The organism is Rufibacter roseolus (assembly GCF_017916365.1).
GTDB lineage: Bacteria > Bacteroidota > Bacteroidia > Cytophagales > Hymenobacteraceae > Nibribacter > Nibribacter roseolus.
On sequence record NZ_JAFMSU010000003.1, the window covers coordinates 646622 to 662057 of the forward strand.

A 15436-nucleotide genomic window follows, 5' to 3' on the forward strand; every position below is an offset into this window, starting at 1 on the left:
AAACCAATACCTTTACTTTTTATTTACAGCACTGTTTCCACAATATAAAGGGGTCTCTTTCTTGATGCATCTAACGCTCGCCAGACGTATTCCCCAATAATGCCAAGTGCAATCATTTGAAAGGAAGAGACAAACAAAACAACGACCATTAATGCAGACCACCCCTCTACCATGATGCCTCCATTCAACTTAGCTATGATCACAAAGATGCCATAAAAAAAAGCAGCTATTCCTAAAATTAGTCCCACAATGGAAATAACTCTAATTGGAAAATAAGAGAATGACAAAACAGAATCAATAAACAACTTTATTTTCTTCTTAAGAGTCCACCTTGAAGTGCCAATTTTTCTTTGGTTTCTGTGGTAAGGAATATGCACAAAATCAAACCCCATCCAAACCATCAGATACATAACATTGCTGTTATTCTCTTTGACTCTTAAAACCTCCTCCTTTACCAATTTATCAAATAAAACATAATCAAACCCGCCCTCCGGAATATTCTTCAATGCTACTTTCTTCATAATAGAATGAAAAAGGTTAGAAAGTACCTTCCCAACCAATGGATCATCTCTATCTTTCCTGCTTCCAATTACTAACTTGAATCCTTGCTGCCAATAGGCATACATTTTAACCATCAACTCCAAAGGATCCTGTAGGTCTGCAGAGGTAATTACAGCACAGTCTCCAGTAGCATATTCCATTCCTGCTATTACCGCATTATATGAACCTACATTACCTGCCAGCTTTATTACTTTTACCTTATTGGGATATTGTGCTTTTACTTTTAAAAGTTCTTGAAAAGTATTGTCTTTTGAACCATCATCCACAAATATGTACTCAAAAGCAACATCAGAGGGGAAGTTCACCTCATTACTGATTAACTCCTTTACCGTTACCGGAATGTTTTGCTCATTGAAATAACATGGAATGATAACAGATAGTAGCGGCATTCAAGAGGAAATAAGTTTTTTATTTACAGGCTAATCTAGTCTAAGCTAAAAGGGTACTCCCCGCAGACGCTCAGGAATTGTAAGTAAGAATATGGGAGGCTGCCCCTAAACTACATCCCAGCTTTTCAAAGGTTTTAATTACAGTTTTGTTAGTAGACTGCGTAGTGATCTTCACGTAAGAAGCTTTTTGCTCTTTTGCACGCTGCATAAATTCAGTTAACAGTTTCACATACCAGCCTCTGTTCTCAGAAGTAACTGCCGCCAATCTGGCATACATCACACTTAGATAATGATTAGGCGAAATCTTCTCATAAACATCGTAAGCCAGGAAAGAAGCAACCGGTAAGTTAGGCACATTGGGCACAATGACGCAGTCACAGAATCCATTAACACTGGCAGCGGCATACGTGGCAAGGTAATGGTCAGCTTCTGCGTCTGAAAAGGAGTAGTCGGCGTGCAGTCGGTCATACTCATTCCTGCTTTGGGCTGCTACTTTGGAAAGCACTAGTGCTTCTTCAGCCCTGGCGCTTCTCACCGAGTAGTGTTCTCCGGTAAAGTCTTCCAGTTTCTTCCTGAAATAGTGGAGTCGCGTTTCCACCAACTTAAAACCTGCCTCATTCAAAGCTTGAATCAGAAATATATCTTCCGCAGGAATCTCAGAGAAACAGTAACAAGGCTCAACCTGAAACAATTTATCTTTAAAAATTCTGGCCGCTTTCACCAATGCCGGGGCATTCTCCTGGGAGTACAGAACGGTAAATAGTTTATAGCACTTCCTCTCGAAGTGGTTACTGTCCCAGGTCAGGTATTCATATAAAAAGACAAAGTTTGCCCCATCAACCGTCACTGCAAATTGCAAGCATGAATCCTTGGTTCCAAACTCTTCAATCCTCCTTTTTACAAAAAGATCAAATTGATCAAAGGGCTTTATTTCTCTTATGAAAACATAAGGGCTGTAAAAAGCTAGGGCGTTTTTCCGGAAGTTAATCAGCTCGTCTAAGCCTTGCTCCATATGGCTTTGAATTTGGTATACTCTCTTATGTAATCACTTTCGCTATACAATGTGGAGGCCAACACCATCTGGACGGCTGCTTGGGTATATTGCATGGTATGCCACACACTTGGAGGAACATAAAGCCCTTGGTTAGGTTTATCCAATACGAATACGTTTACTTCACCGTTGGCTTGCTCAGTGGTAACCAAAATACGCCCCGTTACCGCTATGATGATCTGCTTTGTCTCATGGTGAGCATGCCTGCCCCTTACAATAGGCTCTGGGGTACCATACGTCCAGAAGACTCTCTTTACTTCAAAAGGAATCAGATTATTGTTTTCTGCAACAGAAATGAATCCTATATCTAAAGATCCAATCACAGGAAACTCAATCAAGTACGGCTTACCCACCTTTTCTATCTTTTATCAGAACTTACAGAAGAGCCAACGCAACGCCCTCAACAATCTCTACTCATTAATTGCATTTCTTGCAAGTTACTAAAAAGGTCAGAGACTGAAATTGCTTTGTTACTTCCAAGCGATTTGCACCTGATTGGTGATTTTAAAAGAAAACATTATTCGGGTGCTGAAAAACTTTTCAAAATTTTTCAGGAAAACCTGCGTCTTTTCAGGCAACACTCCGTCATCAGGGCAAAACTAAGAAACCGTAAAAAATTAAGCCATGAAAAGATTACATGTAAACATCAGTGTAAAAGACTTGCAGGAATCTGTTGAGTTCTACACCGCGCTTTTCGCTGCCCAGCCTACCGTCCTGAAAACCGATTACGCCAAATGGATGCTGGAGGACCCGCGCGTGAATTTTGCCATCTCCAGTCACCAGGGAAGCATTGGCATTGAGCACTTGGGCATCCAGGCGGAAACACCAGAGGAGTTGCAGGAAGTATACGGCCGATTAACACAGGCCAAAGGCACTATACGCAATGAGGGGGCCACCACCTGTTGCTATGCGCAGTCAGAAAAATCCTGGATACGGGATCCGCAGGGAGTAGAATGGGAAACGTTTTATACCTTTGGAGAGTCCACCACCTACGGCGGCGAGGCCAAGGCAAACGCCTGCTGCGCACCTACTTGCTGCACACCCACTACCCAGGAAATCGCTACTGTTTAACCCGTAAACCTCTGATGTAATGGAAACGCTTACCCAAATCACCCTACAGCCCCTGCTGGCCGAACATTACCCGCAGGTGAAAGCCATTTATGAGCAAGGCATAGCCACCGGGAACGCCACCTTCCAGACTTCTGCCCCCACCTGGGAAACTTGGGACGCGGCCCATCTGCCGCACAGCCGATTGGTGGCGCTCACCTATTCCGGGGAAGTAGCTGGTTGGGCAGCCCTTAGCCCAGTCTCGGGACGGTGCGTGTATGGTGGCGTGGCTGAGGTGAGCGTGTACCTGCACGAGGATTTCCGGGGGCAGGGCCTGGGTGCAAGGTTGTTGAGCCAGTTGATACAGGAATCGGAAGCCAACGGCATGTGGACCCTGCAGGCGGGAATCTTCCGGGAGAACGAGGCCAGTATTGGGTTACACCAGAAATGCGGTTTCAGAATGGTGGGAATGCGGGAGCGTATCGGGCAACTGGATGGCCAGTGGCGCGATACCGTATTACTGGAACGCCGCAGTAGCACGGTAGGCCTGTAGTTGAAGAATACTTGCTCTGTTTGGGGCCTGTTTTTAAGAAAACAGGCCCCAAACAGAGCAAGTACCGTTTAAAAGAAGACAAGGTTCCTAATTTAAACCGCTGTTCATCCTGCTTCTTGCGCTTGCTTATTTCATTGCCTAATGGAAAATAAAAATAATTGTAGTTCTGCCTCCGTTTGCGTTTCGCAAGACCCATGTGCGGCTGTGGCGCCCGTGTTTCTCAGTTACCAGGAAGCCTTGCAGGGTTTCATCCGCAAGCGGGTTCCCAGCCGTGCAGATGCCGAGGACCTCTCCCAACAGGTGCTATTGAAAGTGCATAGGAATTGCGAGAAACTGCCAGAGGTCCGCAACGTACGGGCCTGGCTCTATGAGATCACCCGCCACGTGGTACATGACTTCTACCGTGAACGCCAGCGCGAGACAGCCTTACCGGAAGGCGCCGATTTAGCGGATTCTACTGAACAGAACCCGCTCCGCGACCTGGAGAGCTGCGTACTCCCACTCCTGCAATTGCTTCCGCCAGAATACGCCGAGCCTCTACGTCTGAGTGACCTGGAAGGGGTTCCCCAACAGGAAATCGCCAATAGACTAAGGCTTTCCTTATCCGGAGCCAAATCAAGGATACAGCGCGGGCGCGAGAAACTGAAAGCGGTTTTCCTGGAGTGCTGTCACCTGGAACTGGACAGACAGGGTCACCTTATCAGTGCCGAGATCAAGCCAGATTGCCAGATTTTACAAGATTGCCGGCCTACTTAACCACGCTTTTCTTTGCGTTTAGAGCCTGTTTTTTAAAAACAGGCTCTAAACGTTTATTTTTTCAGCCAGTTTTTTGAAGGCCAATCAACCTCTATCCAACCCTTGCCGCTATCAGTTTCTTCAAAGGATTTAGCCTAGATTTCTTGCTAACCCTCTCTCTGCTTCCCTAAGCCATAGACTATCGTTTTACCTATCCCTCTTTTATATTTATTCTTTTTAGGAAGCCTTTAAAAGGTTTAGGCGAAAAACAGCCTGGTTCTGGTTTCCTGGATGGGAGCAGCTGCCAGTGTAGAACTTTGGCAGAACCCTTTTTGCCTGTTATCTTTGGAAAGCTTATCCTGCTTTTATGTCGACTCCCTCTACAGCTCTTATTATTGGAGCTGGACCTGCCGGTTTAACGGCTGCCTATGAATTCTTGAAGCATTCCAAAGTGCATCCTTACGTAGTAGAAGCCACGGACCGTATTGGCGGCATCTCAGCTACCATCAATTACAAGGGTAACCGGATGGACATAGGAGGTCACCGGTTTTTTTCTAAATCTGATCGGGTTATGGACTGGTGGTTGTCAATTTTGCCCCTGCAATTAGAGGCCGGACAAACCATTGGCGCACTTAATTACCGGGGTAAAAGCCGGGCAATTCCTATAGTTTCTGCCACAGATACATCGGCCGGAGATAATGTGATGCTGTTGCGCCAAAGAAAATCCCGCATTTTCTTCCGCCGTAAATTCTTTGACTACCCACTTTCCTTCTCGCTGAACACCCTTGCGCAGTTAGGGATAGGTTGGTCCACGAAGGCCGTGTTCAGCTACCTGAAGCAGGTGCTAAGCCCTATCAAAGAAGAGAAAAATCTGGAGGAGTTCTTCATCAATCGCTTCGGCAAACACCTGTATGAGACTTTTTTCAAAGCCTACACCGAAAAAGTGTGGGGTGTTCCCTGTCAGCAGATCAGTGCCGAGTGGGGTGCCCAGCGCATTAAAGCGCTTTCTATTACCGAGGCCTTGAAACACTTCCTTCGGCAGCAATTCTCCTCTTCCACAGAGGATTTCACCCAGAAAGAAACGGAGACGTCTTTGATTGAGCAGTTTCTGTACCCTAAACTAGGACCGGGTCATCTATGGGAAGTTGTCACCCGTCAGGTACAAGAGCAGGGAGGTGAAGTGCACATGCAGCAAAAAGTGGTAGCCTTGCAATTAGAAGGCAACAGGATTGTCTCTGCCACAATCCAGGAAATCTCCACTGGGGCTACCTATCAGATGAATCCCGAGCACGTGATTTCCACCATGCCCATCAGAAGCCTGATCCGCGCCCTAGGCGAAGTAGTACCTGCCGAGGTACGGGAGATTGCGGAAAACCTGCCTTACCGGAATTTCATCTCCGTGGGCCTTCTTTTGCATAAACTGGCCCTTAAACAGGAAGACAGTGACCTCATTCAGGATAACTGGATCTACATCCAGGAACCGGATGTCCAGGCCGGCCGACTCCAGCTATTCAACAACTGGAGCCCTTACCTGGTCACCGATCCGGATAAAGTCTGGCTGGGCGTAGAGTATTTCTGCCAGGAAGAAGACGAGCTTTGGCAAATGTCTGAAAATGATCTGCAGCAGCTGGCCATTGAGGAGCTCCATAAACTAGGCATCATCTCGGCTGACCAAGTCATTGACGGCACCGTGGTGAAAATGCCCAAAGCCTACCCGGCTTACTTTGGTTCTTACAACGAGTTCCCCAAGGTACAGGCTTTCCTGGATAGCATTGAGAACCTGTTTCTGGTGGGCCGTAACGGTATGCACAAGTACAACAATCAGGACCATTCCATGCTTACCGCCATGCTAGCCGTGGAAAACATCAGTGCTGGCCGCACCGACAAGGCCAACCTGTGGGCAGTGAACACGGAACAAGAGTACCACGAACAAGCTGATTCCCTATAAGACCCCATGATGCGCGCTTTTATTCGGGATAACTCCTTTGCCATTGGCTTCACCTTACTATACGGCATACTGCTGGCCTGGCTCATGCACCACCACGAACTATGGCCCGATGAAACGGAGCCCTGGCTTCTTGCCCGCTATAGTGACTCCTACGGTGAGCTGCTTTACAACAAGCGCTCTGAAGGTCACCCTAATCTTTGGTACAGCATCTTATATGTGGTAACGCGCTTCACTCATAATCTACAGGCCCTTAAGGTATCTCAATTCATTTTTGCCGTAGGGTTTGTCTTCGTTTTTCTCCGGTATGCGCCCTTCCATAGAGTTATTAAGGTATTATTCTGCTTTGGCTATTATGGGCTTTTTGAATACGGCGTTCTAAGCAGGCTTTATGCCTTAGAGTTGTTTACCATGTTCCTGGTGTGCGCGCTCTACCCAAAGCGCTTTACTCATTGGTTTCTGTATCTAGTACTGTTGGCGGTAAATGCCCAAACCCACCTGTTTGGCTTATATTTCTCCGGGGTTATGGGCCTGCTTCTTTTCACCGAGGCATTGGGTTTCTGGAAGAATGTTCCTTTCCGTGAAAAGATCAGCCATAAGAAATTAGCGGCAGGCATTTTGATATGGACTTTGGGCTGCGGCGTCTCTTTCTGGAGCATTACCCATTTCCTAGGCTTTGGCCAGCCGCATATTTTGGATCCGTACAAAATTCAGCAAGCCTCTACCAGAATCTGGCAGTCATTTTTCCCCGTGCCAGAATTCACTTTCCACTTCTGGAACACGTCTTATCTAAAAACCAGATACGAGATTCCGCTGTCTATCCTTTTGGTGCTGCTTTTTATTTATTCCCTTAAAAGCAGCAGGTTACTGGTAAGTTTATTCTTAATGTATGCCGCCCTCTTCTATTTCTTCGCCTTTAAGTTTGAATTATACCTGCGCCATCATGCCCATTTCTTTTTATTCACGATGGCCATGTTCTGGGTGAGCGCCTCCTACAACCATTACCCGCCCTCCATTGAGGTAAAAAATTTATTTTCCTTTAAGAACAGAACTCAACTTTTCAGTGGAATCCTTTTACTGGCTGTGGTGGCACAGGCCCTTACCGGATTGTATGCTGTTTCTATGGATTACAGATACTCCTTTCACCCCGCTAAAGATGTCGCTGCTTTCCTGCAGAAAAATTATCCTAACCAATTTCTAGCTTCTACAGATGATTTCCATGCCTCTACCATTGGAGCCTACATGGAAAGACCTATCTTTAATTTATCAAGAGGGGAAATGAGGACCTTTTTTGACTTTGATGATGCGGCAAGTAACTATCTTACTCCTTTTCAGAATTTACAGTGGGCGCAGGCTTTAGCTCAAAAGAAAAAAACAACTATCCTTATCATCTCTTCCAAGAAGATCGCTACCGAGTTTTCACCTTATTCGGTGAAACTCATAAAGTCTTTTGAATACAATTACATTCTTCTTTTTGATAAGCATACCTATTTATATCTAATGGAGCCCAATTACCTGCAAAAGCCATATCTTGTGGCGGGCACTCCGGTAGCGTTGCCTGCGGCAGTTAATAAACAATAATAAAAGAAGGCAAAAGACAAGTTCCTCCTTAAACAAATGCCTCCTCTCTCCCGCAACTGGTCTTTTGCTACTTTCTTCACTCTGCTTTACGCCTTGTTGCTGGCCTGGCTTATACAGTACCATGAGCTTTGGTTTGACGAGACCGAGCCATGGCTCTTGGCCCTGTACAGCGATTCTTATGCTGAACTATTACAGAACAAAGTGTATGAAGGGCACCCGAACCTGTGGTACAGCCTGCTGTTTATAGTAACCAGGTTCACCCATGATTTACTAGCTTTACAGACAGCACAGCTCGTATTTGCCGTCGGGTTTGTGTTCGTTTTCCTGCGGTACGCCCCGTTTCATTGGCTGTTGCGGGTGCTGTTCTGTTTTGGGTACTACGGGTTATTTGAGTACGGCACCATCAGCAGGCTTTACGCACTGGAACTGTTCACCACTTTCCTCATCTGTACCCTTTACACCAAACGGTTCTCCCACTGGTACCTTTTCCTGCTTGTGTTGGTGCTCAATGCGCAGACACATCTCTTCGGGCTATTCTTTACCGGCGTTTTAGGCCTTTTGCTGTTTTCAGAGGCTTTTGGTTTTTGGAAAGATGCACAGCAACTCCCAGCAATCCCTCCTCTGAAAAAATGGATGGGATTAGGTTTATGGGCTGCGGGCAGTCTTTATTCGCTGTACAGCATAATCAGGCCGTCTGAGGGAGAGTTGGTGATGCTGAACCTCAGATCGGTGACCAGGCCGTGGCAGGCATTCTTTCCCATCCCCCACTTCTTTGTTGATTTCTGGAATTCATACATTTTAACGCCCACCTTGCTGGGATACGCCTGCGAAGCTATTCTTTCGGTGGCAATTGTCACTTTCGTGCTTCGGTGCTTTTTGCCGGTGAAACGCCTGTTCTTGCCTCTCTTAGGGCTATTTGTTCTTCTTGCCGTATTTTTTGCGTTCAAATACATGGGCAGTATCCGGCACTTCGGGCATTATTTTGTCTTTACTCTGGCATTTGGCTGGCAACTAAGCTACTATCAAGACACCTCCGCACTAGCCCTGATTTCCTTTAAACGACTGCAACAGCTTTTGTTCCTGGCTACTTTCATTCAGTTTGGAGTAGGCATTCACGCGGTAGCCACGGACATCAGGCATCCTTTTCACCCGGCGAAGCAAACGGCGGCTTACCTGAAGGCGAAAGTACCGTCAACTGACCTGATTGCTTTGGAAGACGACATCATTCTGTCTTCTGTTGTGGCTTACTACGGCAAGCCGATTCTTTACTTGCCGACGTTGACTCCCAGCACTTTCTTCCAACCTGACACTCCGGAGGAAAACGAGTTAACCCTCTACCAATTGCTGGACTGGGCACAAGCCTTGGCACAAAAGGAAAACAGGCGCGTTGTTCTAGTCTCATCGCAGGAAATTGACTTGAATTGGTATCCTTACCCCGTGAAATTGTTGTCCTGGCTTGAAGAGCCAAACATCACCCACCATTTCTTCTACCTGTACCAGATTGGTCCCGCTCCTTTTCCAAAGGCGGATTTTGTGGCGGGTACACCCCAAGATGCCTTACGTGCCAACCCTGCTAAATAACAACTCCATTTCAAACCTGATTTTCTAAGAACAGCCTAAAAACGATAGCGGACTTGAAGCCTGACATCGGTGCGTTTAGGTCCTTGGATCTGCTCCAGGCCGGAGCCGATGGTGCTTTGCCCGCGGTAATGCGTGTGGCTGAGTTTGAACCAGGCATCCAGGTGGCGGGTGAGGCGTTGTTGGGCCAGCAAATAGATACGGGTGCCTTGACCAGCAAAAGCTGGAATGGAGAATCCGTACAGCACATCCTGCTCCGGTGCATAGAGTCGCGTATCGTAATCATCGGTGTCAAAGAGGGCGTAGCGAGCGCTCAGGCGGGTATTGCTACGCTCCCAATTCACATCCTGCGCCACGAAATAGCCGGTGCGGGCGGGACCACTTTGCCTGAACCTACTGGCTTGCACTCTGGAACGCAGGCGCATGGAAGGCAGGGGGCTAACTTCCAGGAGCAGCAGAAAGCGGTGAGCGTACGTGGCAGTGACTTGCCGCAAGGGCTCACTTTCCACAGATTCATTACGGGCTTTGCGCTCATACTGGTATTGCCCGTAGAGCAGGGTGGTTTTGGAAGGCATGAACTGCAGACGCAGGAGGTATTCTTCCCCATCAGAGGGAGCATCTACCCGGTAGCGAAGCCACGGAAAAGAAAATCGGTCATAGTAACCGGTGAGTTGCCACCTATGGCTTAGCTTGACTTTCAGGCCGGTGTACAAACCGCTCTCGTTCAGGTTCCGGCTCCCCTCCCCGAAAGCTGCGCCATACAGGGTTCGGAATTCTCGAGCGTAATAGCGGTACAACAAAGAAGCCTCCACTTTCTCAGAAAGGCTGGCCAAAACTCCGTTTACGGTACCCAGGCCTCCGTTATCGGAGTGGGCCGTCTCTCCGAAGAAGTTGAGATTCTGCCAGAGGTAGCTGTAATGCAACCCAACTGCCGTATTCCGGTTTCCGCGGAAGGTAAACAAATTGTAAGGCTCCGGGCGGGGTTGCAATGCGATGTTAAACCAGGTGTGCACGCCGGTGATTCCCAAGCTGAGCGTCTGCTGTGGATTCCGATAGGTGATGTCTCCGCCCAGGACTTGTTCCCGTGCTCGTTGCCGGTTCGCCAATTCGGTAGGCGTGCGGTGCAGTCCCGAGGTTTGCAATCCGCCCAAAGTCACCAAAGTAGAGTCATCCGCCAGGGCGTTACCCACCGAGGCATCTACCCGCCGATTCGAATAGAACAAGGTGGTTTCCAATCTTCGCCAGCGGTGGGTAGCGGCGGCGCCTCTGAAGAAGTTGGCTTCCAGGGTGGAAGTGTGTGGCCTAATGCCCAGTTGGCTGCGCCGGAGGGTGGTGATGGTCTCACCGCCTTTGCCCACGCTGAAACCACTGGAGAGTAACAAGCCCTGCCCAAATTGCAGTTGGTAATCGCCTAAGGCGATGGTCTTGAAAGCGCCTCGGTCATACAGTTGGGCGTGCGCCGAAAGGAAATCAAATCCATAGATCCGCTGCCCGGGGTTCCACGTGAACAACTCGCCTGCATCCTTTTCAGCGGTGACGCCAAAGCTGAAATCCCGCGGATGGCTTAGCCGGTAACGCAGTAAAAACTTATCCGGGGAGCCGAGATAGCGGGTGATTGAACGGCCTTCAGGAGGCGTGTAGCCACGGCGTTCCTGCAAGGTGCGGTCATACCGAAGTAAGAGGGAATGGTTGTCGGCATTTTTGAGGCGTTCTCGCCAAGGTCTTTGGCCTACCTGCCCCAAGGATTGGACCGTTACAAAGGGCAGCAACCTTCGGATAGAGATCATGTCGAAGCCGGGCACTGACTGCAGTTCGTACAAACTGAGCAACCGGCCATTGTCCTGAATGTGCTGCAACAGCACAGAGATCTGCCCCTCAGAAAGCAACCAAAGCCCCCGGAGTTCTTCGCGGGAAGCGCGATTTAAATCCAGAGGCTGGCGGTAGTACTGGAGCAGCGTTTCATAGAGGTCTTCATAGGCCACGGAGTTTTCATCATCTTGCTGCGCGAAGAGTTCCTGCACCAGCAGTTCCACATCTACGGGCGGGCGCGGCACCTCCTGCCCTGTAGCTACCTGTTTAAGGCCTATTAATAGGAAAACAAGCCAAAAACAGCGCTTCATGGCCGCTTCTCCTTCTCTAACTTGTAACCCACTGATAAGTAATTGCTCATGCCTAACTGGTGCTGCGCCCCAAAAGCGTACGCCACCTGAAACTGCTTGAACCTGACATCCACGCCAGCGGTGCCCGATCTGGTGCCGGTGTTGAATCCGGTACGCAGCCCAAGCGCTGGCAATACCCGGTACTCAATCCCACCTTTCACCGCCACCGGAAACGCCAGCTCTTTCTCAACCTCAAGCACCAGCAACACCTTGGTGGCGGCCTCGTAGCTCAGCCCGATCTTCATGACCGTAGGCACGCGTTCGTCTTCAAACTGGGCCAGTTTGGCCTGGTTAAGGTTGTAGATGTGCGCCCCAAAGGTGAGTTTCGGTAGCAGGTCTGACTGAATTCCCATGCTCAGGGCCACAGCTTTGCGGCTGCCCCATTCTTTCACCCGTACCTGCAACAGATCGGCCTTCAGGCCCAACCGCACCACGCCTAATTGATATCCCATCCCAATCCCCAGCCGCTGCTCATTGTACAACTCTCCGCCGAACCGCTGCACATCCACCCCAATGGTTCCATACCTGACTGTTGGATAGACCGCCAGCAATCCTACCGTGGTAAGTTCTTTGAGGGAGAAGCGGTTGTGGGCGTAGGCACCCAGTTCAAGGCTTTTCAAGGCGGCGATGCCCGCCGGGTTATTGCTTAGGGCCCAGACATCGGGTAAGGTGACAGCCGCCCCGCCCAGGCTTACTCCTCTGGCTCCCACGGTTGAATTGGCCATTTGCCCCTTCGCGGAGAAGGGATTATAAAGCAAGAAGAGAAACAAGTACAAGCGTAGAAGTCGCGGCATAGACAAAGGCTTGGTGGGCTTCTACTTTACGAATCTCTCCTCAAAATGGTAGTACTTAAATATTTAGTTTTACTATATTTATACGCGTATTTACTTGCCTCTTTCTTACACCATCGGAACTATGAAAAGAATCTTTACCACTATCTCTTCAGCGGCCACTTTAGGATTCCTGCTGTCCTTTTCAGCGCCTTCTCAACCCTCTGCAAACGCTGCTTCCGTCTACAACCCGCAATGCACTGCTATTGCCAAATCAACCGGCAAACAGTGCAAGAGCAGACAGTGGGGTAAATGCGAGCTGGTTCTTTGCTATGTACACTGCAAATAAGGTTTCTGGTCTAATTGCCATCAACACTCCTCATAGGTTTTCAGCATTATTGACTTGTTGGTAAGCAGCAAGGCTTATTATCCCTCTTTGTCATCCTGAAAGGATCTTGGTGGTGAACGGAAAGGGCGATTTCCCTTTGCTTTTCTAGCTTGCCCACAAGATCCTTTCAGGATGGCAGAGGGATGGTTCAAAGCAGAAAGGGTTGGTTCAATTCAGGAGAGATTGTTGAATACAAAATAGCGGGATAGAGAATACCCCTACTTACCTATCCAGTTAAAAAACAAAACGCCCGGAGAAGCTCTCCGGGCGTTTTGTGTCTATTTTCAGAAAAGAGGCTCTAAACGGCTTAGCTCTTCTGCTTCTTCGTTTCCTTTTTGATTTTGGTCTCGTTCTTTTTCTTCTTGATTTTGATCTGGCCCTCGGGGGTCTCAATCTCCATCTTGCCGTCCATCTTCACGTCGTTGATGGCGGGGTTGAAGGTGGTGTTGGGGTTGCCTTTGTCTACCAAGGTCATCTCGTTCACCAGGTGACCGGCGCCGGAGAGTTTATCAATCACGAAGAGCACGTACTTGATGTCTACGTTGATGCAGCGCTTGTACTCGGGGTCAAACACCAGGTCACCGGTCATGGCTTCCCAGTTCCCGTCGAAGGCCAGGCCCATCAGTTCGCCGCGGCCGTTGATGACCGGTGAACCGGAGTTACCGCCGGTGATGTCGTTGTTGGTGATGAAGGCCACGCGCAGTTCGCCGTTCTCGCCGTAGCGGCCGTAATCCTTTTTGTTATACAGCTCCATCAGCTTGGCTGGCACGAGGAACTCGGGGTTGGTAGGGTCTTCTTTCTCGGCGATGCCTTGCAGCGTGGTGTAATACTTGTACTGCACGCCATCGCGCGGCTCGTAGTCTTTTACGGTTCCGTAGCTCAGGCGCAAAGTGGAGTTGGCATCTGGGTAGAATACTTTGTCTGGGTGCATTTCGCGCAGGCCGGCTACGTACAGGCGGTTGGCCCGACCCAGGGCAGCGTTGTACTCATTCAACTTCGGCAGGATGTTGTCCTGGTAGTTCGTCTGTACGGCGCGCATGAACTTGAAGGCTGGGTCTGTTTCCAGGGCTTTTAGCGTAGGATTAGCCAAAAACGCGTTGGCCTTGGCTTCGGAGGAAAGCAGGGATTTGCTGTACACATCGGCGGCCCACTTCTTGAAATCACCTTTGTAGGTAGCCGTCAGGTCTTTGAAGATATCGGCGTGCTGCGCTTTGGGAACATCTTTGTAGTACATCTGCATCAGTTCGGCGAAGATTTTCTGGTCAGAGGACTTCACGTAGTTGGCGTAGAACTCTTTGTTCATGTCTTGGTAGGCCGATGCCAGCTCCTGCAGTTTGGCTTTGTCTACGTTGCCGGCCTTCAGCATATTGTAGAGCGGCGTATACTGGTAGGCGTGCGCGATCAGCTGCGGGGCCAGAGCGGCCTCGGTGCGGTAGATGGCCGACAGGTTATAACCACGCTGTCCGGCGTAAGAGGCGTTAATGTCAGCTAAGGCAGTGCCGTAAAGGGCTTTGCGGCTGGCATTGCCATTGGCCCACTCCTGGAAGGCTTTCTCCTCGGCGGCTTTCTTGTCCAGCGTTTTCATGCGCTTGATGCCTTCGTTCTGCCCGATGTAGTATTTGTAGTAGTTGCTGATGCTGGCATAATTAGAGGCCAGTTTCAGACGATCAGCGGGCGAGGCATCCATGGCTTCCTTCATCAATGCCAAGCGGCGCTCCCGCAGTTTGATACGGGCGGGGTTGGACTGATCCACGGCCATGCTCAGACCAGAACCGGCCATGAAACGGGTAGTTTTGCCCGGAAATCCGAAAACCATGGCGAAATCGCCTTCTTTCACGTTGCTCATGGACACGGGCAGGTGGTGCTTAGGACGATACGGCACGTTCTTCTCAGAGTACTCGGCTGGCTTTCCGTCTGGGCTCATGTACACCCGGAACATGGAGAAGTCACCGGTATGGCGCGGCCACATCCAGTTATCGGTATCACCGCCAAATTTTCCGATGCTTTCCGGCGGGGTTCCCACCAGGCGCACATCAGAGAAGCGCTCGTACACGAACATGTAGTATTCGTTGCCATTGAAGAAATCGCGCACGTAGGCCACGTACTGGCCGTTGTTCTTGGCGGCATCAGCGAGGGATTTAGTGCGCTCAGCTACCAGGCGGGTACGCTCCTGCTCAGCGGTCTGCGGCGTTATGCCCTGCAACACCTGGCCGGTCACGTCTTCCATGCGCACCAGAATGTCTACGAACAGGCCTTCGTTTTTCTTTTCCTGCTCGCGGGTCATAGCCCAGAAACCGTTTTTCAGGATGTCATCCTGCGGGGTGGAGTTAGAGGCAATGGCATCGTAACCGCAATGGTGGTTCGTAAGCAAAAGGCCTTCTTTAGACACGAACTCGCCGGTACAAAAGCCCCCGAACTGCACGATGGCGTCTTTGAGGCTGGCGTTGTTCACGTTGTAGATTTCCTCGGCGGTTAGTTGCAGGCCTTGCTTCTGCATGTCCACGTGGTTGAGGCGCTTTACCAGCAGCGGCAACCACATGCCCTCATCGGCGCGGGCGTTCATAGACAAGCCCAGGCAACCGACAAGAAGTAAACTATAGATCTTTTTTAGCATTACGATTGTTAGTTAGAAAGCACAAAGGTAAGGATTTGTGACTTTTTTTCCCGAAACTAGCAGCA

Annotated in this window: 12 protein-coding genes; 6 read left to right on the top strand and 6 right to left on the bottom strand. The window is 49.4% G+C overall.

The window, feature by feature from the left end; genetic code table 11:
• Positions 1 to 23: 23 nt before the first annotated feature.
• The 3 genes from J3P35_RS18535 to J3P35_RS18545 form a co-directional block, all read right to left on the bottom strand.
• A complete protein-coding gene (locus tag J3P35_RS18535) occupies positions 24 to 950 on the bottom strand; it encodes a glycosyltransferase family 2 protein (RefSeq protein WP_210466248.1) in 927 nt (308 codons plus the stop codon).
• A 70-nt stretch (positions 951 to 1020) separates the two neighbouring features.
• Positions 1021 to 1962 (bottom strand): hypothetical protein, encoded by a 942-nt coding sequence (locus tag J3P35_RS18540; protein ID WP_210466249.1) that lies wholly within the window; start codon positions 1960 to 1962, stop codon positions 1021 to 1023.
• Positions 1947 to 2339 carry a sugar 3,4-ketoisomerase gene (locus J3P35_RS18545; protein WP_210466250.1) on the bottom strand — a complete coding sequence of 131 codons (393 nt, stop codon included), beginning with the start codon at positions 2337 to 2339 and terminating at the stop codon, positions 1947 to 1949. Before J3P35_RS18545 ends, J3P35_RS18540 begins: the two co-directional genes overlap by 16 nt.
• Positions 2340 to 2625: 286 nt before the next feature.
• Here J3P35_RS18545 and J3P35_RS18550 point away from each other — a divergent pair, with 286 nt between their 5' ends.
• The 6 genes from J3P35_RS18550 (at position 2626) to J3P35_RS18575 (ending at position 9443) form a co-directional block, all read left to right on the top strand.
• On the top strand, positions 2626 to 3072 hold the full coding sequence (locus tag J3P35_RS18550) for an ArsI/CadI family heavy metal resistance metalloenzyme (RefSeq protein WP_210466251.1): 447 nt from the start codon (positions 2626 to 2628) through the stop codon (positions 3070 to 3072).
• 19 nt (positions 3073 to 3091) lie between these two features.
• Positions 3092 to 3601: a GNAT family N-acetyltransferase gene (locus J3P35_RS18555; protein WP_210466252.1), complete on the top strand. Its 510-nt coding sequence runs from the start codon at positions 3092 to 3094 to the stop codon at positions 3599 to 3601.
• A gap of 204 nt (positions 3602 to 3805) precedes the next feature.
• Positions 3806 to 4357 carry an RNA polymerase sigma factor SigZ gene (gene sigZ, locus J3P35_RS18560; RefSeq protein WP_317195404.1) on the top strand — a complete coding sequence of 184 codons (552 nt, stop codon included), beginning with the start codon at positions 3806 to 3808 and terminating at the stop codon, positions 4355 to 4357.
• Positions 4358 to 4703: 346 nt separating this feature from the next.
• Positions 4704 to 6284, top strand: a complete 1581-nt coding sequence (locus tag J3P35_RS18565) for an NAD(P)/FAD-dependent oxidoreductase (RefSeq protein ID WP_210466254.1) — start codon at positions 4704 to 4706, stop codon at positions 6282 to 6284.
• A 216-nt stretch (positions 6285 to 6500) separates the two neighbouring features.
• Positions 6501 to 7862 carry a hypothetical protein gene (locus tag J3P35_RS18570; protein ID WP_210466255.1) on the top strand — a complete coding sequence of 454 codons (1362 nt, stop codon included), beginning with the start codon at positions 6501 to 6503 and terminating at the stop codon, positions 7860 to 7862.
• A gap of 36 nt (positions 7863 to 7898) precedes the next feature.
• On the top strand, positions 7899 to 9443 hold the full coding sequence (locus J3P35_RS18575; protein ID WP_210466256.1) for a hypothetical protein: 1545 nt from the start codon (positions 7899 to 7901) through the stop codon (positions 9441 to 9443).
• 35 nt (positions 9444 to 9478) lie between these two features.
• Here the strand turns inward: J3P35_RS18575 and J3P35_RS18580 are convergent, their stop codons facing one another.
• From J3P35_RS18580 to J3P35_RS18590, 3 genes are all read right to left on the bottom strand, one after another.
• Positions 9479 to 11560: a ComEA family DNA-binding protein gene (locus tag J3P35_RS18580; RefSeq protein ID WP_210466257.1), complete on the bottom strand. Its 2082-nt coding sequence runs from the start codon at positions 11558 to 11560 to the stop codon at positions 9479 to 9481.
• Positions 11557 to 12393, bottom strand: coding sequence for a PorV/PorQ family protein (locus J3P35_RS18585; RefSeq protein WP_210466258.1), 837 nt, complete (start codon positions 12391 to 12393; stop codon positions 11557 to 11559). The genes J3P35_RS18580 and J3P35_RS18585 overlap by 4 nt, the downstream gene beginning before the upstream one ends.
• A 671-nt stretch (positions 12394 to 13064) precedes the next feature.
• Positions 13065 to 15371 (bottom strand): S46 family peptidase, encoded by a 2307-nt coding sequence (locus J3P35_RS18590; protein ID WP_210466259.1) that lies wholly within the window; start codon positions 15369 to 15371, stop codon positions 13065 to 13067.
• Between the last annotated feature and the right edge of the window lie 65 nt (positions 15372 to 15436).

Bases quoted from the DNA above. Each gene is read 5' to 3' on its own strand.
- J3P35_RS18535 (WP_210466248.1), bottom strand. From the start codon at position 950: ATGCCGCTACTATCTGTTATCATTCCATGTTATTTCAATGAGCAAAAC.
- J3P35_RS18540 (WP_210466249.1), bottom strand. From the start codon at position 1,962: ATGGAGCAAGGCTTAGACGAGCTGATTAACTTCCGGAAAAACGCCCTA.
- J3P35_RS18550 (WP_210466251.1), top strand. From the start codon at position 2,626: ATGAAAAGATTACATGTAAACATCAGTGTAAAAGACTTGCAGGAATCT.
- J3P35_RS18555 (WP_210466252.1), top strand. From the start codon at position 3,092: ATGGAAACGCTTACCCAAATCACCCTACAGCCCCTGCTGGCCGAACAT.
- J3P35_RS18565 (WP_210466254.1), top strand. From the start codon at position 4,704: ATGTCGACTCCCTCTACAGCTCTTATTATTGGAGCTGGACCTGCCGGT.
- J3P35_RS18575 (WP_210466256.1), top strand. From the start codon at position 7,899: ATGCCTCCTCTCTCCCGCAACTGGTCTTTTGCTACTTTCTTCACTCTG.
- J3P35_RS18580 (WP_210466257.1), bottom strand. From the start codon at position 11,560: ATGAAGCGCTGTTTTTGGCTTGTTTTCCTATTAATAGGCCTTAAACAG.
- J3P35_RS18585 (WP_210466258.1), bottom strand. From the start codon at position 12,393: ATGCCGCGACTTCTACGCTTGTACTTGTTTCTCTTCTTGCTTTATAAT.
- J3P35_RS18590 (WP_210466259.1), bottom strand. From the start codon at position 15,371: ATGCTAAAAAAGATCTATAGTTTACTTCTTGTCGGTTGCCTGGGCTTG.